Origin of the sequence: Sinorhizobium kostiense (genome assembly GCF_017874595.1) — a bacterium.
Lineage (GTDB): Bacteria > Pseudomonadota > Alphaproteobacteria > Rhizobiales > Rhizobiaceae > Sinorhizobium > Sinorhizobium kostiense.
The window spans coordinates 433,322-452,862 of the sequence record NZ_JAGILA010000004.1 but is presented as its reverse complement, the minus strand read 5'-3'; the positions used below and the strand labels follow the sequence as shown (position 1 = coordinate 452,862).

The window sequence follows — 19,541 nt, the reverse complement described above, 5'->3', positions numbered from 1 at the left end:
TTGCTGCAGAGGGGAACGTGAAAGGCCGATGCTGGTTCCCGCGGCGCGGGCGGCAGGCTTGGTAAGAAGCGGTGGCTGGCCGTTATGGGTGAACTGCCGCACCGGCAGCATCTTGGAATGAAACGAGTTTCTGGCGGCTGTCATCCCAAAGGACGAGCCTGACGCATTGCAAGCTTTCCCAAAGAGTGATGCGGCCGATATGCGCCAGCTGTGGATGGTCGCGCAGAACTTCCGGCAGTCTGTAGTAAGGGATCCTGCTCGACAGGTGATGCACGTGATGAATGCCGATATTGCCGGTCACCCATCTCAAAACCAGCGGCAGGTCATAGTGGGAGGCACCGTGTAGGGCTGCCTGGGGAAAGCGCCAATCCTCGCCGGCCGACCAGTGCGTATCTTCAAACTGGTGCTGCACATAGAAGAGCCAGATGCCGGCGGCGCCCGACAGGAGCACGATCGGCAGATGGATCAAGAGGAAAGGCAGGAGTCCAATCGCCCAAGCCATCAAGGCGGCGCACACCACGATCGCAGCATTCGTCCCCATCGTCGAGGCCCAGGGCAGCGTCCCTCCGTTCATCATCCCGACCGGCACGCGCTGCTTTAGGAGAAAAAGCCATGCAGGGCCGAGGCCGAACATCACCAGCGGGTGCCGGTACAGGCGATAGCCGAGGCGCTTCATGGGCGAAAGTGCCCGGTATTCCGAGACGGTGAGAGTGGTGATATCGCCGACACCCCGCTCGTCCAGATTGCCGGCCGAGGCGTGATGAGCGGCGTGCGCCCGGCGCCAATAATCGTAAGGCGTCAGCGTAAGGACGCCGATGACACGTCCTGTGCAATCGTCAAGCCTGCGACGAGCAAAGAACGAGCCGTGGCCGCAATCGTGCTGGATCATGAAAAGCCGCAGGAGGAAGGCTGCGGCCGGAATGATTGCGATCAGCCCGTACCAGAAGCTGTGAGCGAGCGAAAAATAGGCGATGGCCCAAAAGCCGGCGAACGGAACGGCTGTGACAAGGAGCTCCAGGACGCTGCGCCCTACGCGTGGCTGGCGGTATTTCGCAAGGGTCTTCAACCATGCTCCGGCATTATCTTCAGCAAGTGATGCCGGTGGACAGACATGTGCGTTCATCAAAAACTGGTCCGCGTTTCCTTGCCTCGCAAACGATCCGCCAAGCTTGTGACCGGCGGTTGAGTTTCCGGCGCAGTGGTTGAAAGTCTCAGGCCTGGCGAGCCTTGCGTGCGGCATAACGCCGGTCGCGCTCGACTTTGCGCGCAGCTTCGTCGGCCGCGACGCGTGCTTCGGCTTCTTTCCTCTTCTCGATTTCCGCTGCTGCGGCCTCCGCCAGCAGGCGCTGGTTTTCGATCGTCTTCAAAGCGTCGCGCTCGGCCCGACGGGCCTTTCGGGCAACCGCAACGGCTTCGCGGGCGGCAAGCCGCTCCTGCATCTCGGGATCAGTCGCCTTCGGCGCGGAAGCGAATTTTTCCAGAAGCTGACGCTTGGCCTCGGCCGCAGCAGCGCGGCGTTCCGCAAAGCCATTAGTGTTGAGGTGTCTCAATAGATGTTCCCTTAATCCTCGTGGTCACCAGCTTTCCAACGTCAAAGTCTTTTCGGAAAGGGGATGCGGACGTTGTGCCCCGCTAATGGAGCCTCAGAACAGCAAAAAAGGCCAGGCATCCGCCTGACCTTTTCGAACTTCTTGCCGCCGTGCCAGTACATCCGTGGTCATCGGCGGCCAAAAGCGTTAGGCAGCGCGGAGCTGGCCTGCAGACATTTTGCCCGACCTGTTGTCGCGCTCGAGCTCGAAGCCGAGCTTCTGACCTTCCACAATCGAGTTCATCCCTGCGCGCTCGACGGCAGAAATATGAACGAACACGTCGGCGCCGCCGTCGTCAGGCTGGATGAAGCCGAAGCCTTTGGTGGAATTGAACCATTTAACTGTGCCAGTGGTCATGACGAACCCCTTTCTTAGCAACATTGATCACCGCTGAGCGACGCGCAGCGGGCATTTTTCGACTTTTGAAAGGAGAAGTTCGTCAAGGCGCGCGAGGCGCAGCAGCAACAAATATCGGCAGACAAAGTATCGATGTGAGCTGGATACAGGCCTTTGACGGCGCGGTCAACTTTTTGTTTTTTGGAAATTCTTGTTTGCTACCTTTGATAGTCATTGGCGAATGAAGTCGCCCACGCGACGCACACGCGGGTCTGGTTTTCGAAACCAGCTCACAAGTCCGGGCGTTCCCGGCGCGGCAGAGGGTATGCGTCGGCTTCGTAAAGCTCGCGCATCTGCTGACCGTCGTAGCGGTCCTCCTCGACCTCCAGAACAGAGCCGCGAAGCAGCGAGGCTGGCATGTCCTCAATTGCAAAGCGAAGTGCTTCAGCGACCGAATCAAACCGCTTGTAACGAAGCCGGCTCGTTCTTCTCACGGTCTTGCAGGGATAAAGCCCCGCGCTGGCACTGTAATCAACCGTCTTCACGGGTGCGGTCCCTGGGGCAAAGAGAGCAATGCCTCTGCTCCCCTTGCAGCTATTTCGGCTTCTTGCCGAAGCCGAGCCCGCTGTTGGCGAACTTGACCTGGTTGCCCTGCACGGCTGCGACCGGTGCCACAGCCTTGTCTTTTTTTGGCTTTCTGACTTCGCGATTGCTTCTTGCTTGGCCCTTGGCCATCTGGTCCTCCTGGAGAACTCGGTTGTTTTTTGGGCCTTCAATTCTGCGGCATCGACTTAAGTAGCTAACCTCGGCATGGACGCATTTTTCCGCCGAAAAGGCAGGAACGGCTGGCCCTCGGCGCTGCCGAGTTGAATCGCCTGATGCACGGTGCGGCCGCCGCTTCGGCTTCACGAATTTGCTGAAGCCGAACGTTTTCGCCGTATCCAAATCCGGTGACGCTGACGAGATTGCGAGCGGTGGTCTGAGACTGGAGGTCGGAAGACATGCTGTCCTCCCTTCGTTGGGGCCAGGACGCCGAGGCCCCGAACCAGCAGCGCCCTGGAAATGGCCGCTGACGTTCACAGCATGCGCTCTTTAAAGGGCACACGCAATGGGTCATTATCATCAATCCGAACTCGCGCGCTGATTTCAGACTCGCAGACAGGCGCGGCCGCGGCGGCAGTTGTGCACATGATTGGACCACGTCCGGCATGCTTTCGTCGCGTGCTGAGCCTTTTGCCCGACCTCCGAGGTGCAATGCATCGGTCACGCAAAGATTTTATCGAGTGCACTCTTGACCCGTGCAACTTCGCTTTCCGGCAACGGCAGGATCGGGCGCGGCGGGTCGACCCGGCAGAGGTCGAGCGCTTCGGCGATCGCATACATCACGCGGAAGCTGCCGAACGCCTTGAACAGGCTCCATAAAGGCTGGAAAGCCTGGTCAAGCCTCGCGACCTCCGCCGCGTCGCCGGCCTGGGCCGCCCGCGTGAGCGCCAGGGCTTCTGATGGCAAAAGCCCAGCGATCACGCTGTACCAGGCGTCGCAGCCGGAAAGCAGCGCCGTGGCCGCTCCCCAGTCGCCGCTGTAGCCGATGGAGAACCCCCCTGGCGTTTGCGCGCGCAGCTGTGCCATCTCGCCATCGACGTCGCCATCCGACGGCAATGGCATTTTTACAGCTGCAATGTTTGCCACCTTTGCAAGTCGCGCAATCAACGCGTTGCTGAACGTGAATTTGGTCGTGCCGGGATTGTTGTAGATGCAGAGCGGCAGGTCGCCAGCCACCGCGACCGCAGCGAAATGCGCGTAGACCTCTTCTTCCAGGAGCGGCGTATAGGACATCGGCGCAAGCAACAGCCCGTCGGCGCCGGCAGCTTTCGCATCACGAGCCAGTGCCTCCGCCTCGTCGGTTCGAAGCGTCCCGACACCGACGATGACCGGTATCCTGCCGCCAACGCAGTCGATAGCCGCCTCGACGGCGCGGCGCCGCTCGTCCCTCGATAGAAAGGCATAGCCCCCCGTGCTGCCAAGCAGCCCGATTGAATCGGCACCGGCTGCATGGATGCGTTCGAGCAACCGCGCGAGCGCGGCCGTGTCGACACGGCCGCTAGCATCGGCGGGCGTGATGGGAAAGGCCGAAAGCCCGGTAAAGAGGGTCACGGTTGCTCTCCGTCAAGCGCGCGACAGCAGCAGCCGCAAACCGGCCACGCCGAAAAACAGGGCCAAAGTGCTCTCGATCCCGCGTCGCGCGCGGCGATAAATGCGCACCATTGGCGCGGTCGAGAAGATGAGAGCGTAGCCACAGAAGATGGTCACGCTCAGCACCGCGCAGCCCCCGAGGATTGCGGCAAGCGTGTGCCATGATGCGTCCGACCCGAGCCCAAGCGTGACCAGGGCGATCCATCCGAGTACGGCTTTCGGATTGCTAAGGTGCATCAGCAAGCCGCGCCGGTAGAGGGCCGAGCCGGAGAGCCGTTGATCAGCCGGCGCCGTGCCCATGGCCTGATCGTCGGAGGTGAGAGCGGCCTTGCCGGCCTTGAAAGCGAGATAGAGGAGGTAGAGGCCGCCGAAGATCTTGAGAAGAATCAGTGCCTCCGCATATCGGGTCAGGACAGCCGAGATGCCGGTCGCGGCCATCAGCCCCCAGAAAATCGAACCGCTGACGACGCCGGCCGCAAGCAGTAGTGCCGCCCGTCTTCCATGGTTCATCGCAACACCCATGATCTGCATATTGCTGGGGCCCGGGCTGCCGGCAGCAATCACATAGGCCGCATAGACGAGCAGCAGTTGGTGGAGGTTGGCGGACGACATCTTGGGAGCCCTCATGAATTAATAGCCGAGGTCAACCGAGGAGAGCTGCCAAGTCAAGATCCTCATGTAACGACTGCCACCGATGTCCCCGCGAGATCAGATCCCGCTCAAAAGTTTGGAAGCGATTATCCACATCGTAAGAGCAATCAGCGTTTCCAGGATGCGCCAGGCTGACGGTCTTGCGAAGATCGGCCTGAGCCAAGTCGCGCCATAGCCGAGCGAAAAGAAGAACAGCATCGACGCCGTCACCGCACCTGCCGTGAACGCGACCTCGCCTCCCGGAAACCGGGTCGAGATCGTGCCGAGCAGCACGACAGTGTCGAGATAGACATGCGGATTGAGCCAGGTGAGCGCGAGGCATGTCGCAAGCGTCTTGCCCAGGCTCGACGATTTCGCCTCCCCGGCCGCGAGCGCTCCGCTCGACCGCAGGGCGGAATAGAGGCTTTTGGCGCCATACCAGAAGAGGAAACCCGCCCCGCCGTAGCGCATGACCGGATCGAGCCAGGGCAACAGGGCGGCGATCTGCCGAAGACTCGTCACTCCGAGCACGATCAGCAGCGTATCGGAGAGGCCGCATGCGAGACAGACGGCGAACACATGCTCGTTGCGCAGTCCCTGGCGCAGGACGAAAGCATTCTGCGCGCCGATCGCGACGATCAGGCTGAGCCCCATCATGAGGCCCGTCAGGTAAACCGAAAAATCCATGCCTGGAAACACGCTCCCGAATAACGAGTGAGCATTTCCAGTATCGCCGCAAGCCGATTCAGGCTAGTTAATGCTACTTACCCAGATTACGAGAAACTAATCCGATGCTTGACTATCCCGCCCTTCGCGCCGTCTCGGCAGTCGTCCAGACAGGCAGCTTCGAAAAGGCCGCGGGCATGCTGAACGTCACGCCTTCGGCTGTCTCGCAACGGGTGAAACAGCTCGAGGAGCGCCTCGGCATCGTGCTGATCGCGAGAGGCAATCCCTGTACGGCGACGGAAAAGGGGGCATGGCTCTGCCGGCATATGGAGAATGTCGGCATGCTCGAAGGCGAGTTGTTGAAGCAGCTGCCGGGCCTCGTCGATCCGGGTGAATCGAGGCAAAGGGTGACGCTTCACATCGCGACGAATGCCGACAGCCTCGGGACATGGTTCGTCTCGGCCGTGTCGAACTTCGCCAGAGGCTCCGAGTATCTGCTGAACATCGCGGTCGACGACCAGGACCATACCGCCGAGTGGCTGCAGCGCGGGCGGGTGATCGCGGCCGTCACCAGCCTGGAAAAGCCGATCCAGGGATGCCGGCGCACGTCTCTCGGCGCGCTCCGCTATCATGCGACGGCGAGCCCCGATTTCGTCGCGCGCCATTTTTCCAAGGGCGTCACCCCGGAGGCGATCATCGATGCACCGGCCTTGACCTTCAACCAGAAGGACAGGCTTCAAAGCCGGTGGATAGGCCAGACGCTTGGAGAAGACCTCACTTTTCCGACCCACTGGCTGCCTTCGACCCAAGGCTTTGTCGACGCCAGCCTTTCGGGGATGGGATGGGCAATGAATCCAATCCAACTGGTGCGGGAGCATTTGGCCTCCGGACGGCTGGTCGAGCTGATCCCCGACACGCCGCTGGACGTCCCATTATATTGGCAGATCAACCGCCTTGCCGCCGACCGGCTGAGCGAGCTCACGCGGGAGGTGAGCACGACGGCGGAGCAGCATCTGTTGCGTTGAAGATCACAAGTACTACAGCCGCCAGCCCCGCTGACGACGAAAGGCGCCAGCGTACCCTCCGCCATCGCCACGCTGCTGTAGGCCTTGAAGCGCTGGCCGTCGGGAAAGCGCGAGCTGTTCATGGATTGTCTTTTTACGGCAGTTGATGACGACTACCAAGACCGTCTTTATTGTTCGCGGCAACAAGATCGCATGACCGCTTCGAGCCCGAAGCGGACTTCACTTCATGGCCGTGATAGCCACCCATTCCGTTGCCTTCCGGTCGTAAGCGCCGCCCAGCCACGCTTCCGCTTCAATCGCCCGCCAAGGTGCCGCTGCTCGCCAGAGCCATATCAACTCATCTCGCGACAGGTAGTTATAGTGACGACCAAGCGCGTCCGAACCCTCCTCGGCTCCTGCTTTGAAGCTTGCCCAAACGACCCCGTTTTCGATCATCGCCCGATAAACTCTCTCGATCACACCAGGAAGGTCGGACCGAGGTACATGGGTCAGTGAAGCGCAAGCATATACGCCGTCATAAATCCCGATCGCATCCAACTCGTTGAAGAGCATTGTCTTGACTGGCCGTCCGATGCGGCTTGAGGCAATAGCGGCGAGTTCGGACGAGCCGTCAGTGGCGTCCAGATCAAAGCCTCTTCCGATGATGGCGGCAGCATCGACACCGCTACCGGTCCCCAGTTCCAAGACTTTACCCTTTGGCCTGCAACGGTCGAGGAAGGTGAACAATCTCGGATTGGGAGCACCCTCATTGGCAGCATATTTGTCGGCGTTCGTATCGTAGTAGCGTAGTGTCTCGTCAATCATCAAAAGTCACTCGCCCGAAATCGTAACGGCTTTCATGCACGGCTATCATGAAGGCGGGATGGCCGCAAAGTCGCTCTTCGGCCGTGCAGTTTGCCCGCAGCGATCGGCACGCTTGAGCCCAATCCGGTCCTTCCAGGTGTTGCCGTCAGCGGCCCAGGTGGATGGTGAGCGGGGGGTCGTGGCAACAGCGCTGTAGGGCAACATTCCGCCAACGACCCGGCTGTGCCGAGTTAAGGTTTTGCCAGTGTTTGTGCATCAGCGGCGATGGATACGAAGTGCCGCTTGAAAGCGAGATGTAGATCGTCGATCAGCGTGAAGATTGTCGGGATGACGAATAGGCTGAGGAAGGTTGACGTAAGCAGCCCGCCGATCACAACGATCGCCATTGGCTGTCGGAAGCTTGGATCGCCGCCGGTCAGGCTCAACGCCACAGGGATCATTCCTGCACCCATCGCAATCGTCGTCATGATAATCGGCCTTGCGCGCTTGTGACATGCATCGACGAGAGCATCGAACCGCGGCACACCTTGACGCCTTGACATGATCGCGTACTCGACGAGCAAGATCGAATTCTTGGTCACGATACCCATTAGCAGAATCAGGCCGATCACCGCCGGCATGGAGAAGCTCATGCCCGTGACGAGCAGTGGAACGAGTGCGCCTCCCAGTGCCAATGGAAGCGCCATCAGGATAGTGACGGGCTGAAGGAAATCGTGGAATAGAAGGACAAGGACCGCGTAGACGCAGAACACACCGATTGCCATTGCTGTCGCAAAGCTCGCAAAGAGTTCCGAGCTTCGTTGCAACTCCCCCTGCTGGACTTGATAAACCCCCGGAGGCAGCTGACGAAGTGCGGGAAGCGCTTGTGCCTCCTTGTTCACGTCCCCGAGAATGCGGCCGTTAAGTTCGACGGAGAGAGTGACATTGCGCGCGCGATCGATGCGGTTGATCTCCGAAGGGCTACCGCCAATCGATATGTCGGCGATGGTCCCTAAAGATACTTTTCCTTTGGCACCCGCGACTTGAATTCGGGAGATAGCGTCGATGTTAGTTCGTGCCTTTGGATCAAGACGAACGCGCACGTCGATCTGGCGCTGCGGCAGATTGAGCTTGGCCATTGAGTTCGAATAGTCGCCGTTTGTCGACACACGAACGGCTTGTGCGATGGCCTCAGACGTAACCCCGAGGGCAGCAGCCTTGGTGAAATCGGGCTTGATCTGAATCTCCGGACTCTGCAATGACGCGCTGGAGGTCACCGCACCCACACCCTTCAGCATCCTCAACTGATCCTCCAACGAACTCGCAGCACGATCCAGAGCGTCGGCGTCATCGCTCGCGATGGTGATCTCGAGCTTCGTGCCATTGCCGCCGCTTCCGACTTCGACCCGGGCACCGGGCAGGACAGAAAGGGCATTGCGTATGTCCTGCTCGATCGCTGACTGCTTGCGGTCTCGATCGCCCCTGTCGGTCAGATTGACCACAAGCGTCGCCTTGGTGACGTCGCTCGAGGTCGAGGCGTCAGGGCCGCTTCCCGACGAGGACGACCCGACGGAAACGTACACGCCGGTGACATCCGGCAATTTCGATATGATCTCGGCAGCGTGTTTGGATGTGGCCTCAGTCGCTTCCAGGCTGCTGCCCGGTGCAAGCGTCAGATTCACCTGGGTCTGAGAATCGTCTGAGGCTGGAAGGAACCCTGTCTTGAGAAAGGGTATGGCCGACAGCGACGCGACCAACAGGGCACTCGTCACGAGCATGGTGATGAGCCGGTGCCTGAGGCACGCCTTGACGACGGACAGATAGGTTCTCATCACCCAGCCGTCCTTTTCCTCTTTCGGATGCGCCTTCATGAGGTATGCCGCCATCATGGGGGTGATGAAGCGCGCAACGAGGAGGGAGGCGAGCACGGCCGCAGCCGCCGTCACACCGAACTGCCGGAATACGAGACCGGGAACGCCACCCATGAACGCTGTCGGAAGAAAGACGGCGACGAGGGTGAAGGTTGTCGCGATCACGGCAAGACCAATTTCGTCCGCCGCCTCCATGGCGGCATCTCTGGCGGTCTTGCCCATTTTGAGATGGCGCTCGATGTTTTCGATCTCAACGATCGCATCGTCCACCAGAATGCCAACGACGAGCGACAATGCAAGCAGCGTCACCGTGTTCAGGCTGAAGTCCGCAAGATACATCACGAGGAATGTCGGAATTACCGACAGCGGCAGCGCGACGGCCGAGAGGAAAGTTGCCCGCCAGTTCCGAAGAAACGCCCAGACGACGACGACCGCGAGGAAAGCGCCTTCATAGAGCATGTGCATCGAACCGTCGTAGTTCTCGATGATCGGCTTGACGGTCGTGTAGGCGTCAACGATCTGGACCTCAGGGTTGGCCGCGGCAAATTCCTTTATCTTCGCCTGGATATCCTCCGCTACGGCGGTGTCCGAGAAACCGTTCGAACGGTAGATCTGGACGGCTATGGCCGGCTTTCCGTCGAGATAGGCAAGGGACGAGCGGTCCGCATAGCTATCGGTGACCGTCGCTATGTCGTCCAGCCTCACGTTCTGCCCGTTGGAGAGCGGGATAGCGAGGGACGCGAGATCATCGACCGACGGCACGGCGCCCAGCACGCGGACGGTCTGCCGCAGGGCGCCGATATCGCCGCGGCCTCCCGATATGTCGGACTGAACCGACTTGATCCTGGACGAGATGTCGGCGGCCGTGATCCCGAGGCTTGCGAGCACGTCCGGCTTCAAATCGACATGGGCCTCGCGGTCGACGCCGCCGATGCGCGTGACCTGTCCGACGCCTCCAACCGACAACAACGCCTTAGTCATGTCGTTGTCGACGAACCACGACAGCTCCGCCTCGTCGAGCTTGTCCGACCGCACCGCGACGGCGAGAAGAACGGACGACTGCACCGTCACCTTGGAGACGGTCGGCGTGTCCATCTCGGACGGGAGCTCGCTTTTGGCGCTGTCCACCGCGTTGCGGACCTCGTTGAGGGCCGCCTCACTGTCCTTCTCGAGTTTGAACGACACGCTGATCGCGACGTTGCCGTCGGTGATCGTTGTCGTGATGTGGTCGAGCAGGCTCAGCGACGCGAGCTTGTCCTCGATCTTCCGCGCGACCTCCGTTTCAAGCTGCGTCGGAGCTGCGCCTTCGAGGGTGCCGACGATTTTTATGGTCGGCAGATCCATGTCGGGAAAGTCCTGCACCTGAAGGCGCAAGAAAGCGAGCAGTCCGCAGACAGTCAGGAGAGCAAACAGAAGGACGACTGGAACGGGATTTCGGATCGACCAAGTAGAGATATTCATCGCGCAGCCTCCTCGATCTTGACCAGCGCGTTCTCAGAGAGAAAGGCGCCGCCCGCCTGCACAACCCTCTCCCCACCTGCCAGGCCCTCGGATACTTCCACCCGGTCGGACCTGCGTCGGCCGACCTTCACCCGCACGCGGTGCGCCCTGCTTTCCTCGTCGATCACGAACACGTAAGCGAGGCCGTCGCGGTAAACGATGGACGATTCCGGAACCGTAAGGGCTTTGCTCGCCGTGATGTCAATGCGTCCGGACACGTAGAGGCCGGCGCGAGGCTTCGGTTCCTCTGGGAGCTGCACGTAGACGATCGCTCTCCCCGTCTCGTCGCTGATCGTCGGCGCGACAAGCCGCACCATACCCTTGAACGTGCGTCCGTCCGGCGCGTCGATCTCGGCCGCTTGCCCCGGTTCGACCCTCAGAAGGCTCAGCGCCGGGACTTCGGCCTGCCATTCAATGCGCTGCTGGCGCGTCAGCCGGAAGAGTTCGGTACCAGTCGACACGACCGCGCCGAGAGATGCCGACCGTGACGTGATGATCCCGTCATCCACGGCGGTGATAGTTGTCTGCGAGACCTTGATCCGCTGGCCTTCGAGAGCTGCCTCTTCGGACGCGAGGGCGGCTTGCGCCGTCCTCTCGGTGTTGAAGTACTCGACCCTTTTTTGGTCGGACAACACTCCGGAGGCAATGTCGCGCGCACGCTTAGCCTCGGACGTTGCCTTCTCAAGATTTGCCTTCCCGGTTTCCACCGCCGCCTCCTGCTTTTTCAGGTCAGCAAGGACGGAAGCCTGATCAAGCCGCACGAGGACGTCTCCCTTTTTCACGACAGATCCCACATCGACCAGAACCTCCTTGATGCGCAATCCACTGGTTTCGGAGGCGATGGTGGCCTCGTGCCAAGGCTTCAGCCACCCACTGACCGGAATCGTTTCGGGCCACTGCTCCTTTGCCGGCTCCACCAGGGACACGGTAAGCGCAGGCGCCTGTGTTTCCTCCTGTGCCGCCGCCGGCCCGCGGGCGAGAAGAAGGCACGTCGCGAGGGTGCCTGCGAATATTGCAATGTTCTTCATTCTTGGTTCCCTCGATAGGTTGGGCCGGGAGGTCGGCTCATCGTCCAGTCTTCCGCATTGCGAGATGCGGGCCGACGAAGCCGTCTTCGACCCTGGGCACGGTCACGTCGATGGGGCCGCTCCAGCCGCCGCCAAGGGCCTTGTTGAGGAACACGTAGCTTGTCGCGATGTCCGCATTCGCCTGGATCAACTGCTCCTGGGCGGAGTAGAGAGAGCGGTCGGCATCGAGGACGTCGAAGAGGTCGCTCTCACCGGCGGCTAACAGGTCGCGCGAATACTTCGCCGCCTCTCTATAATCGGATACGGATTCTGCGAGCGAGGCGGCTCGGGCTCGCGACTTGTTGAGCGAGACGATCGCATTCTGCACGTCCTCGAGCGCGGTCAGGACGGTCGACTGATAGGTGAAGAAGTGCTGGTCTCGTTCCGCCTTGGCGACATCTACCGCCGCCTTCAACTGTCCGCCCTGAAAGATCGGAACGGTCACGCTGGGCCCGAAAGACCAGCCGATGGTCGACTTCTTGCCGAGATCGCTGATGCTCGCCGCTGAGGTGTCGATGGAGCCCGTCAGGCTGACCGAAGGGTATCGGTTCGCTTCTGCCTGTCCGACTTTCGCGGTTGCCTGGGCAAGCTGACGCTCAGCCGATCTGATATCCGGCCGGGTGTTCAAGATGTCCGCCGGAATTCCCACCTTCATCTTGCGCGGCGGCGACGGGATCGGCTCTGCGCTACGGAACTGCGCATCGAGATCAAGTGCCGATCGGCCAAGCAGGACAGCAAGGCGGTTTATGGCCTTGGCATAGCTGATCTGATAGGACGGCACGTCGGCCTGGGTCGACGCCGCCTGCGCCTCCGCCTTGGAGACATCGAGCCGCGACGCCAGTCCGACTGCGACTTGCTGCGTCGTGAGAACGGCGGTTTCGCGCTGTGATTTTGCCGAACGTTGGGCGAGTGCCACAAGCTGCTGGTACTCGCGAGCCTGGACGTAATAGGTGGCGACGTCGCCTATCAGAGTCACGAGCGTGTCGCGCAATTCTTCTTCCGAAGATTGCTCGGCGTAGACAGCCGCCTCCACTGCGCGCCTTGCTCCGCCGAAAAGATCGATCTCCCAGCTTGCGTCGAAGCCAGCCTGGTACTGCGAATAGACCGTGGGCTCCGTACCTGTCGTGGTCCCCTTGTTGCGGGTTGCCGACGACGCCTCGGAAAGCGAGGGAAACAGTGTACCCCTTTCCTGCTGGAGCGATGCCCGGGCCTGCCGGATCTTTGCCTTCGCCGTCGCGACATCCAGGTTCGAGTGGACGGCCCCCGTCACGAGTCCGTTGAGGACCGGGTCATGGAACTGCTTCCACCACTCCGCCAGCTCGGGAGGAGCTTCGTGGACGTGCTTTCCTTTTGTTTTCCAGGAGGCCGGCATCGCGATCGACGGTTTCACGTAGTCCGGCCCGACGACGCAACCGCTCAAACTCCCAGCAAGGCAGACAAGGCTGACCAGTTTCAATTTGCGCTTGATATGGCTCTTCAACGTGTGCTCCGCCGTCTCCAATGTCAGAGCCGTTGATAGAGGTCGGGGTGTTAAGTGCCGTTAAGGAAGCGTAAAGTTATGTAAAAATTGCCCCGATCTGCTGCTGCCGTTGTATTGCTCACGGGAATGGCGAACCGGGATTGCCCATGCCGAAAGTACTTCTGATCGACGATGACACGGAACTGACGACGCTGCTGAGCGAATACCTCACCGAGGAGGGCTTCGACGTCGAAACGACGGACGACGCACGGCAGGGCATCGCAAGCGCCGCTGCCGGTCAGGGAGTCGACATCATCGTCTTGGACGTAATGATGCAGCGGATGAACGGCATCGACGCGCTGCAGCGCATCCGCCGTCTGGGCGACATCCCGGTGCTGATGCTGACAGCGAAGGGCGACGATGTCGACCGCATCTCCGGGCTCAATCTCGGGGCTGATGACTATGTCTCGAAGCCCTGCTCGCCGGGCGAGCTGGTCGCGAGAATCCGGGCGATACTCCGGCGGACGACCGGCAAGACGACGGACGAGAGCGAGACACTGCAGGCGGGCGGGCTTACCCTCAACCCCGCGACGCGTGCGGCGATCTGGAAAGGTCGGCGTCTGGAGGTGACCGGCACGGAGTTCTCGATCCTCGAAGTCCTCGCGCGCAGCGCTGGGCAGCTCGTTCCAAAGGAAGAGATATCCCGGCGGGCTTTCGGGCGCGGCTTGACGCCATTCGACCGGCGGATCGACGTCCACATAAGCAGCGTCCGGCAAAAACTCGGGTTGCGGGATGACGGCTCCTCCTGGATCCAGTCGGTCCGCGGTCAGGGCTACCAGTTGCTGCGGGACGGCTGATGCAGAGGCTTCGGAGAAAGATGTTCGTGATGGTGTGGCTGTGCGTGGCTGGATCCATCGCGCTGGTCTTCGCCATACTCAGCTTCCTGCCGCTCACGCCGTTTGCCGAAGAGGTCCAGGAGCGAACCACAAGCTTTGCCCTGGACACGGCTTCGGACCTGCTCGCTCGCCAAGGCATGCTTGCCGTGCAAGACGTCATATCGGCGTTCGCAAATGCGGATCCTTCGATCCGCCTGGGCGTGAAGGCGGTCGGCGCACCGATCGAATGCGCGGTATCCGTCAGCGACACGCTTGTCCGGCGCGTCGTGAACTCGGGCAAATGCTATGAAGTGACGGCAGTCCCGGACGATGCCTACATTTGGCGACAGTGGCCCAAACTCATGCCGTGGGCTTCCGCCCTTTTGGCCGCGGCCGGCGCCGCGTTCTGGCTGGCGACCTACTTCACAGGGCCGGTCGAACAGCTTCGGCAAGGACTGGGGGAACTCGCTCGCGGCAACTTCGGTGCGCGGATCGGTGAAGAGGTCGACCGCAAGCGTGACGAGGTGGCTGCCCTTGCTCATGACTTTGATGCCACGGCTTCTCGTTTGCAGGAGTTTCAGGAGGTTCAGCAGCGCTTGTTTCACGACGTCTCCCATGAACTCCGGTCGCCCCTCTCGCGTCTGCAGGCTGGTCTAGGGGTGCTTCGCCAGAACCCAGCCCGGCTCAACGACATGCTGGAACGGCTGGAGCGGGAAATTCAACGTATGGACGATCTTGTCGGCGAGATCCTGACGCTTGCCAAGCTTGCGGCGGCGGCGGACCAGCCTTTGAACCGACAGAGACTTGATCTGATCGACCTCGTTCGCGAGATAGTGGACGACAGCTCCTTCGAGGGAGCGTCGAACCAGGTCGCGGTCGAATACGACGGAGAAGAGTCATTCGTGACGTCAGTAGATGGCGAGCTGATTTATCGAGCGGTGGAGAATGTCGTGCGGAACGCAGTGAAATACTCCCCGCCCGGATCGGTGGTCCGCGTGTCGAGCCGAAGAACGTCGTATAGTTTCGAGCTTATCGTCGAAGACGAAGGCCCCGGAGTTCCAGACAGCGCGCTCGAATCCATCTTTCATCCCTTCCGGAGGTTTGCCGATACCCCGGCCGACGCTGCCGGGTTCGGTCTGGGTCTGTCGATCACCAAACAGGCATTCGAGCGGCATGGGGGCAGGATTGACGCATCGCGGATCTCCGGTAGCGGTTTGCGTATGAAGATGATTCTGCCGATCACAGAGGCAGATGCTGTTCTCCGCACGATGCCGGCAAACCGCCGGCCTTCCGCTGAATAATTACTGTCCGATGGGGAGCGGTCGCTCGCGCGTCACACGGTGATGGTTGCTTTGCGCGGCAAAACCGGAAATTCCGAGTGCTATCGACGGATATCGGCTTAGGGTCGAAGCGTCGGTTGAATGAACGTCTCAAAAGTCCGCATCTCGGCCATTCGTGCTAACCGCAGCAGACGACCGGACACCACCCGCCACCGCCGTCGAGAGCCGCGGAGCTAACGATCGTCTTGGCACCAATTTCAGACCTTGGCATCGGGCGGCCATGTGTCCGGTTTTCGTGTTGCACCTCCTAGCAGGGACAGTCCGCTTACGGCCCCAATGCTGCCGCTCGCAAATGACGCAGCGGGATTTCTGGTGCCTGCCCCTAAGCTGTCATTCCCCATGCTAGTCGTCCGCCAGATTGCCTTGGGAGATCGGGCGCATGCCTTGTCACACACCGACCAACTTGCGGCGGCTCGGCGGGCCGTTTCAGCCGGCCCCCGCTGTTTAGTTTAGCGGGTTACGCTGTTACGAACTTCTTTCTGCGACCCGCGCTAACACGAAATCGTGCTCAACATCCCAGAAATCGGTTTTGAAGCCGTAGTCCATTGCACGCGCAGGATCGTGCGTGTGTTTGAACTCAGCCAGCAAGCTTTCCTTTACGCCGAAGACCGCATCCGAGTAGATGTAGGGATCATCGGGGTCGAAGATGTGGGTAATCAGCGTTTCAAACCCCTCGGCCTTGATGATGTAGTGGAGATGCGCCGGACGATAGGGATGGCGCCCGAGGTGCTCCAACATCTGGCCAACCGGACCGTCGTTCGGGATCGGGTAGTATTTTGGCTTGACCGCCCGAAACCAGAAGCGCCCGTCGCCGACCGTCCGGAAAACGCCGCGAAGGTTGAATGCGGGCTGGATGCCGAGCTGCTGGACGTCATAGAAACCCTCGTCATTCGCCTGCCAGACGTCGAGCACCGCGCCCTCGATCGGCTTGCCGTCGGTGTCGAGGATCCGCCCCGAGATCACCATGTCTTCGCCCTTCTGGTCGAGGCAGATATTCGCGCCCATTTCGAGTTCCGGCGCGTCCTTGACGTGGAACGGCCCGAGCACCGTGCTTTCCGACGCTCCCGATGGCTTCCGGTTGTTGATGGCATCGACCAACATCGACACGCCGAGCGTGTCGGAAAGCAGGATGAACTCTTGCCGCCATTCGTTGCACATCTGGCCGGTGCGCGTCAGGAAAAGGATCGCGTCCATCCATTCCTCCTGCGTCGGTTCGATTTCCTTCACCGCCTCGTGCAGCTTGCGCGTCACCACCTCCATGATCTGCTTCAGCCGCTCGTTCTTGGCATTCCTGTTGCGACCAGTCACGACCTCGACCGAATTCTCCTCGGTGAAGAAACCCTTTTCATGCGCTTCCATCGGCACCCTCACTTTCCAAGAATGGTCGTCATAACCCGGCGGAGTTCCGCAACCGGATCGTCCGAGATCGTCTCGCGCCGCCAGCATACGTGATGATCGGGGCGCACGAGCACGATGCCGCTGTCGCGCACCTCGCTGAGATTGGACCAATTGCCGGTGAGGTCTTGCCAGTGCTGGCGCGGTCCAATGACATGCGCCGCGATATCAATCCCGAGTTCCCGGCCGACGACCTTCGCCGCCTCGCTCCATCCCTGCCCGCCGATACCGGTCAGGACGGTGAATCTGCCGTGCCCTGCAAGATCGAGCGTCGAAGCTTTGCTGCCGTCCTGGGAGAAGATCCAGGCATGCGGCAGGCGCGCGCCCGGCCAGGTGGTCTGCTGGAAATGCAGTTCCGGATCTCTGGTAAAGGCCGGCTCGGGCTGGCCGTCCGTGACGATGGCGTCCGAGCGGTAGCGCTGGTTCATCTCGACGCCGTGGGCGTCGAATTCGTAGATCTTGGCCGCGATCGCCTTTCGGATCGCCGCGCGCTGCTCCTCGGCCGCCGGCGTGTTGTTGCAACGCGCGTCCATGTTCTGCTGCATCTTCACGGGGTCAATGGAATCGAGCAGGCCAAGGGCCTTGAAGATCGGACCGAATTCCTCGATCGACTTGTTGGCGCGGGTGACGATCTGCTTGGCGACCGGAGCGCGCTCGGCGCTGTAGCTGTCGAGCAGCTTCTCCCCAGCCTGGCCTTTGAGCACGTAGGCGAGCTTCCAGGCGAGATTGAATGCATCCTGGATCGAGGTGTTGGAACCAAGCCCATTCGAGGGTGGATGGCGGTGCGTAGCGTCGCCCATGCAGAAGACGCGTCCGTTCGACACGGTCGTCGCATACATGTTGTTGACCGTCCAGGTGGAGACCGACTTGATCGTCACCTCCAGATCGGAAACCCCGACGAGGTCGCGAACGATCTTTTTCGCGTGGGCCTCGTCCACGTCCGGGACCGGCTGGTTGATGTCGTAACCCCAGACGATCAGCCATTCGCTCCAGGGCCGCACCATCCGCACGAGCCCCATGCCGATGCCGCCGACGTCGGCGCCGGGTTGCAGCACCCAGTAGAGCACCGAGAGGCGATGGGCGACGTAGCGCGATAGATCCGCCTCGAACAGGATGTTCATCGAGCCGGCGACGCCCATCCGCCCTTCGAAGGTCAGGCCCGCATGCTCGGCAACCTTGGAATTGCCGCCGTCGGCGCCGATCAGATATTTCGAGCGGACAGTAAACTCCTTGCCGGTCAGCCTGTCGACACAGGTGGTGATGACACCGTTTTCGTCCTGCTCATGGCCGACGTACTCGGTCGACATTCGCGCCTGCGTGCCGCGCGAGCAGGCCGTCTTGAACAGAAGCGGCTCCATGAAGGTCTGCGGCAAGTCGTTCATCAAGCTGGGCGAGGAAAGCTGGTGCTCGGCGCGCGAGAGCGGATGCTTGCCCCAGCTCTTCATGCGGCCGATCTCCTCGCCGGCTAGCGAGGTGCAGAAGACATTCTCGCCCATCAGGTCCTGCTCGGCGGCGAACATGTAGGCCTCGTCCTCCACGTCACGGCCGAGGTCGCGCAAGACCTCCATGGTGCGCTGATTGGTAATGTGGGCGCGCGGCGTGTTCGCGAGCCAGCGGTAACGATTGATCACCATGTTTTCGACACCGTAGGTCGAAAGCAGCGCTGCGGTGGCGGAGCCTGCGGGTCCGGTGCCGATGATGAGTACGTCGGTGGTAATGTCAGCCATGTGGCCCTCCCTTAGGCGTATGAGCGAGCGGGTCGCCGACGAGCATGCGGCGGACCGGAAAGAGTTGGATACCGGTTCGGTCGGAGAAGGCGCCCCAAAGACCACGCGGCGCGAAAAGCATGATGAGAATGCCGACGAGGCCTAGCATCAGCAGATACCAGGAGCCGTAATCGGACAGCAGGTTCTGCAAGAGAAAGAAGAGTATGACACCGACAATCGGCCCTTCGATCGTGCCGATTCCGCCGATGACAACGATGAAGATCACATAGGCCGTCCAGTCGGTGACGGAGAAGGCCGCGTCCGGCGAGATCCGGGCCTTTTGCACGTAGATCAGCGCGCCGGCGAGCCCGGTCAGAAAGGCCGTCGTCAGATAGACCAGTGCCTTCATCCGCCGCGCGTCGACGCCGACCGCGCGCGCCGCCTGCTCGTTGTCGCGCACGGCCGCGAGCCCCAGCCCCTGCTTACTGCGAAGCAGGCGATAGATAAGGCCTATGGTGGCGGCGGCGAGAACGAGTGCCAGCCAATAGGTAAGCGCATCGCTCGCCTCCGCCGCCTTCATGCCGAAATGGTCGCGCAGCAGGCCGACACCGGCCATGTCTCGTGTTGCTTCGCGCGGCAGCGAGGTTCCGGTGCCGCCGCCGAGCGCCTTCCATTGGGCAAGAAGGAGCCGCACGACTTCGGCCACCACCCACGTGCCGATTGCAAAATAAGGTCCATAGAGCCTGAAGGTGAAGAGGGCCGTCGGGACGGCGAGAAGCGCCGCGAAGAGACCCGCGATCAGGGTTGCGACGATCGGATCAATCCCAAACAGGATGACCGCGCCGAACATGGTGTAGGCGCCGAAGCCGACGAAGACCTGCTGGCCGACGGAGATGAGACCGGCATAGCCCGCCAGCAGGTTCCAGCTCTGCGCCAGCACCAGCATTGTGAGAATGAAGAAGAGGTCCTGGACCGCGCCGCGGGGGACGAGGAAGGGGACTGCAACGGCGAGAACCAGAACGGCAGCACCGATCAGCGCCGAGAAGGACGAGGCTCTCGTGCCGGTTTCGACCTTGAACGAAGGGATCGCGATTGACATGGAGGCA

The 19,541-nt window shown here is 61.1% G+C and carries 18 protein-coding genes; 3 read left to right on the top strand and 15 right to left on the bottom strand.

Annotated features, from left to right (window positions below; translation table 11 throughout):
• Positions 1 to 82 precede the first annotated feature (82 nt).
• The 8 genes from J2Z31_RS17460 to J2Z31_RS17425 form a co-directional block, all read right to left on the bottom strand.
• Positions 83 to 1,123, bottom strand: coding sequence for a fatty acid desaturase (locus J2Z31_RS17460; protein WP_209602832.1), 1,041 nt, complete (start codon positions 1,121 to 1,123; stop codon positions 83 to 85).
• Between the two features lie 88 nt (positions 1,124 to 1,211).
• On the bottom strand, positions 1,212 to 1,550 hold the full coding sequence (locus J2Z31_RS17455; RefSeq protein ID WP_209602831.1) for a DUF6481 family protein: 339 nt from the start codon (positions 1,548 to 1,550) through the stop codon (positions 1,212 to 1,214).
• Positions 1,551 to 1,736: 186 nt separating this feature from the next.
• The gene (locus J2Z31_RS17450) at positions 1,737 to 1,946 is read right to left on the bottom strand and encodes a cold-shock protein (protein WP_209602830.1); all 210 of its coding nucleotides are present in this window, start codon (positions 1,944 to 1,946) and stop codon (positions 1,737 to 1,739) included.
• A 269-nt stretch (positions 1,947 to 2,215) separates the two neighbouring features.
• On the bottom strand, positions 2,216 to 2,470 hold the full coding sequence (locus J2Z31_RS17445) for a hypothetical protein (protein WP_209602829.1): 255 nt from the start codon (positions 2,468 to 2,470) through the stop codon (positions 2,216 to 2,218).
• Between the two features lie 49 nt (positions 2,471 to 2,519).
• Positions 2,520 to 2,660, bottom strand: a complete 141-nt coding sequence (locus tag J2Z31_RS17440) for a hypothetical protein (protein WP_209602828.1) — start codon at positions 2,658 to 2,660, stop codon at positions 2,520 to 2,522.
• Between the two features lie 528 nt (positions 2,661 to 3,188).
• Complete coding sequence (locus tag J2Z31_RS17435; protein ID WP_209602827.1) at positions 3,189 to 4,079, bottom strand: dihydrodipicolinate synthase family protein; 891 nt, start codon at positions 4,077 to 4,079, stop codon at positions 3,189 to 3,191.
• 12 nt (positions 4,080 to 4,091) lie between these two features.
• Positions 4,092 to 4,730, bottom strand: coding sequence for a LysE family translocator (locus J2Z31_RS17430; protein WP_209602826.1), 639 nt, complete (start codon positions 4,728 to 4,730; stop codon positions 4,092 to 4,094).
• A gap of 96 nt (positions 4,731 to 4,826) precedes the next feature.
• Entirely contained in the window at positions 4,827 to 5,435 is a 609-nt protein-coding gene (locus J2Z31_RS17425) for a LysE/ArgO family amino acid transporter (RefSeq protein ID WP_209602825.1), read from the bottom strand.
• 104 nt (positions 5,436 to 5,539) lie between these two features.
• On the opposite strand from J2Z31_RS17425, the gene J2Z31_RS17420 reads away from it, so the two are divergent.
• Positions 5,540 to 6,439 carry a LysR family transcriptional regulator ArgP gene (locus tag J2Z31_RS17420; RefSeq protein ID WP_209602824.1) on the top strand — a complete coding sequence of 300 codons (900 nt, stop codon included), beginning with the start codon at positions 5,540 to 5,542 and terminating at the stop codon, positions 6,437 to 6,439.
• 219 nt (positions 6,440 to 6,658) lie between these two features.
• Here the strand turns inward: J2Z31_RS17420 and J2Z31_RS17415 are convergent, their stop codons facing one another.
• From J2Z31_RS17415 to J2Z31_RS17400, 4 genes are all read right to left on the bottom strand, one after another.
• Positions 6,659 to 7,243 carry a methyltransferase domain-containing protein gene (locus tag J2Z31_RS17415; RefSeq protein ID WP_209602823.1) on the bottom strand — a complete coding sequence of 195 codons (585 nt, stop codon included), beginning with the start codon at positions 7,241 to 7,243 and terminating at the stop codon, positions 6,659 to 6,661.
• A gap of 230 nt (positions 7,244 to 7,473) precedes the next feature.
• Entirely contained in the window at positions 7,474 to 10,554 is a 3,081-nt protein-coding gene (locus tag J2Z31_RS17410; protein ID WP_209602822.1) for an efflux RND transporter permease subunit, read from the bottom strand.
• A complete protein-coding gene (locus tag J2Z31_RS17405; protein WP_209602821.1) occupies positions 10,551 to 11,621 on the bottom strand; it encodes an efflux RND transporter periplasmic adaptor subunit in 1,071 nt (356 codons plus the stop codon). The genes J2Z31_RS17410 and J2Z31_RS17405 overlap by 4 nt, the downstream gene beginning before the upstream one ends.
• Before the next feature lie 37 nt (positions 11,622 to 11,658).
• Positions 11,659 to 13,140 carry an efflux transporter outer membrane subunit gene (locus J2Z31_RS17400; RefSeq protein WP_209602820.1) on the bottom strand — a complete coding sequence of 494 codons (1,482 nt, stop codon included), beginning with the start codon at positions 13,138 to 13,140 and terminating at the stop codon, positions 11,659 to 11,661.
• A gap of 146 nt (positions 13,141 to 13,286) precedes the next feature.
• Here J2Z31_RS17400 and J2Z31_RS17395 point away from each other — a divergent pair, with 146 nt between their 5' ends.
• Both J2Z31_RS17395 and J2Z31_RS17390 read left to right on the top strand, forming a co-directional pair.
• A complete protein-coding gene (locus tag J2Z31_RS17395) occupies positions 13,287 to 13,976 on the top strand; it encodes a response regulator transcription factor (RefSeq protein WP_209602819.1) in 690 nt (229 codons plus the stop codon).
• Positions 13,977 to 13,996: 20 nt separating this feature from the next.
• Positions 13,997 to 15,295 carry a HAMP domain-containing sensor histidine kinase gene (locus J2Z31_RS17390; RefSeq protein ID WP_234939479.1) on the top strand — a complete coding sequence of 433 codons (1,299 nt, stop codon included), beginning with the start codon at positions 13,997 to 13,999 and terminating at the stop codon, positions 15,293 to 15,295.
• Positions 15,296 to 15,799: 504 nt separating this feature from the next.
• On the opposite strand, the gene J2Z31_RS17385 is transcribed toward J2Z31_RS17390, so the two are convergent.
• The 3 genes from J2Z31_RS17385 to J2Z31_RS17375 are packed head-to-tail and all read right to left on the bottom strand — an operon-like array spanning position 15,800 to position 19,534.
• Positions 15,800 to 16,693, bottom strand: coding sequence for an intradiol ring-cleavage dioxygenase (locus tag J2Z31_RS17385; protein WP_209602817.1), 894 nt, complete (start codon positions 16,691 to 16,693; stop codon positions 15,800 to 15,802).
• An 8-nt stretch (positions 16,694 to 16,701) separates the two neighbouring features.
• Positions 16,702 to 18,456 carry an FAD-dependent oxidoreductase gene (locus tag J2Z31_RS17380; RefSeq protein WP_209602816.1) on the bottom strand — a complete coding sequence of 585 codons (1,755 nt, stop codon included), beginning with the start codon at positions 18,454 to 18,456 and terminating at the stop codon, positions 16,702 to 16,704.
• On the bottom strand, positions 18,449 to 19,534 hold the full coding sequence (locus J2Z31_RS17375) for a branched-chain amino acid ABC transporter permease (RefSeq protein WP_209602815.1): 1,086 nt from the start codon (positions 19,532 to 19,534) through the stop codon (positions 18,449 to 18,451). Before J2Z31_RS17375 ends, J2Z31_RS17380 begins: the two co-directional genes overlap by 8 nt.
• Positions 19,535 to 19,541: the final 7 nt, after the last annotated feature.

Bases quoted from the DNA above. Each gene is read 5' to 3' on its own strand.
- J2Z31_RS17460 (WP_209602832.1), bottom strand. From the start codon at position 1,123: ATGAACGCACATGTCTGTCCACCGGCATCACTTGCTGAAGATAATGCC.
- J2Z31_RS17450 (WP_209602830.1), bottom strand. From the start codon at position 1,946: ATGACCACTGGCACAGTTAAATGGTTCAATTCCACCAAAGGCTTCGGC.
- J2Z31_RS17440 (WP_209602828.1), bottom strand. From the start codon at position 2,660: ATGGCCAAGGGCCAAGCAAGAAGCAATCGCGAAGTCAGAAAGCCAAAA.
- J2Z31_RS17430 (WP_209602826.1), bottom strand. From the start codon at position 4,730: ATGTCGTCCGCCAACCTCCACCAACTGCTGCTCGTCTATGCGGCCTAT.
- J2Z31_RS17425 (WP_209602825.1), bottom strand. From the start codon at position 5,435: ATGGATTTTTCGGTTTACCTGACGGGCCTCATGATGGGGCTCAGCCTG.
- J2Z31_RS17420 (WP_209602824.1), top strand. From the start codon at position 5,540: ATGCTTGACTATCCCGCCCTTCGCGCCGTCTCGGCAGTCGTCCAGACA.
- J2Z31_RS17415 (WP_209602823.1), bottom strand. From the start codon at position 7,243: ATGATTGACGAGACACTACGCTACTACGATACGAACGCCGACAAATAT.
- J2Z31_RS17410 (WP_209602822.1), bottom strand. From the start codon at position 10,554: ATGAATATCTCTACTTGGTCGATCCGAAATCCCGTTCCAGTCGTCCTT.
- J2Z31_RS17405 (WP_209602821.1), bottom strand. From the start codon at position 11,621: ATGAAGAACATTGCAATATTCGCAGGCACCCTCGCGACGTGCCTTCTT.
- J2Z31_RS17395 (WP_209602819.1), top strand. From the start codon at position 13,287: ATGCCGAAAGTACTTCTGATCGACGATGACACGGAACTGACGACGCTG.
- J2Z31_RS17390 (WP_234939479.1), top strand. From the start codon at position 13,997: ATGTTCGTGATGGTGTGGCTGTGCGTGGCTGGATCCATCGCGCTGGTC.
- J2Z31_RS17385 (WP_209602817.1), bottom strand. From the start codon at position 16,693: ATGGAAGCGCATGAAAAGGGTTTCTTCACCGAGGAGAATTCGGTCGAG.
- J2Z31_RS17380 (WP_209602816.1), bottom strand. From the start codon at position 18,456: ATGGCTGACATTACCACCGACGTACTCATCATCGGCACCGGACCCGCA.
- J2Z31_RS17375 (WP_209602815.1), bottom strand. From the start codon at position 19,534: ATGTCAATCGCGATCCCTTCGTTCAAGGTCGAAACCGGCACGAGAGCC.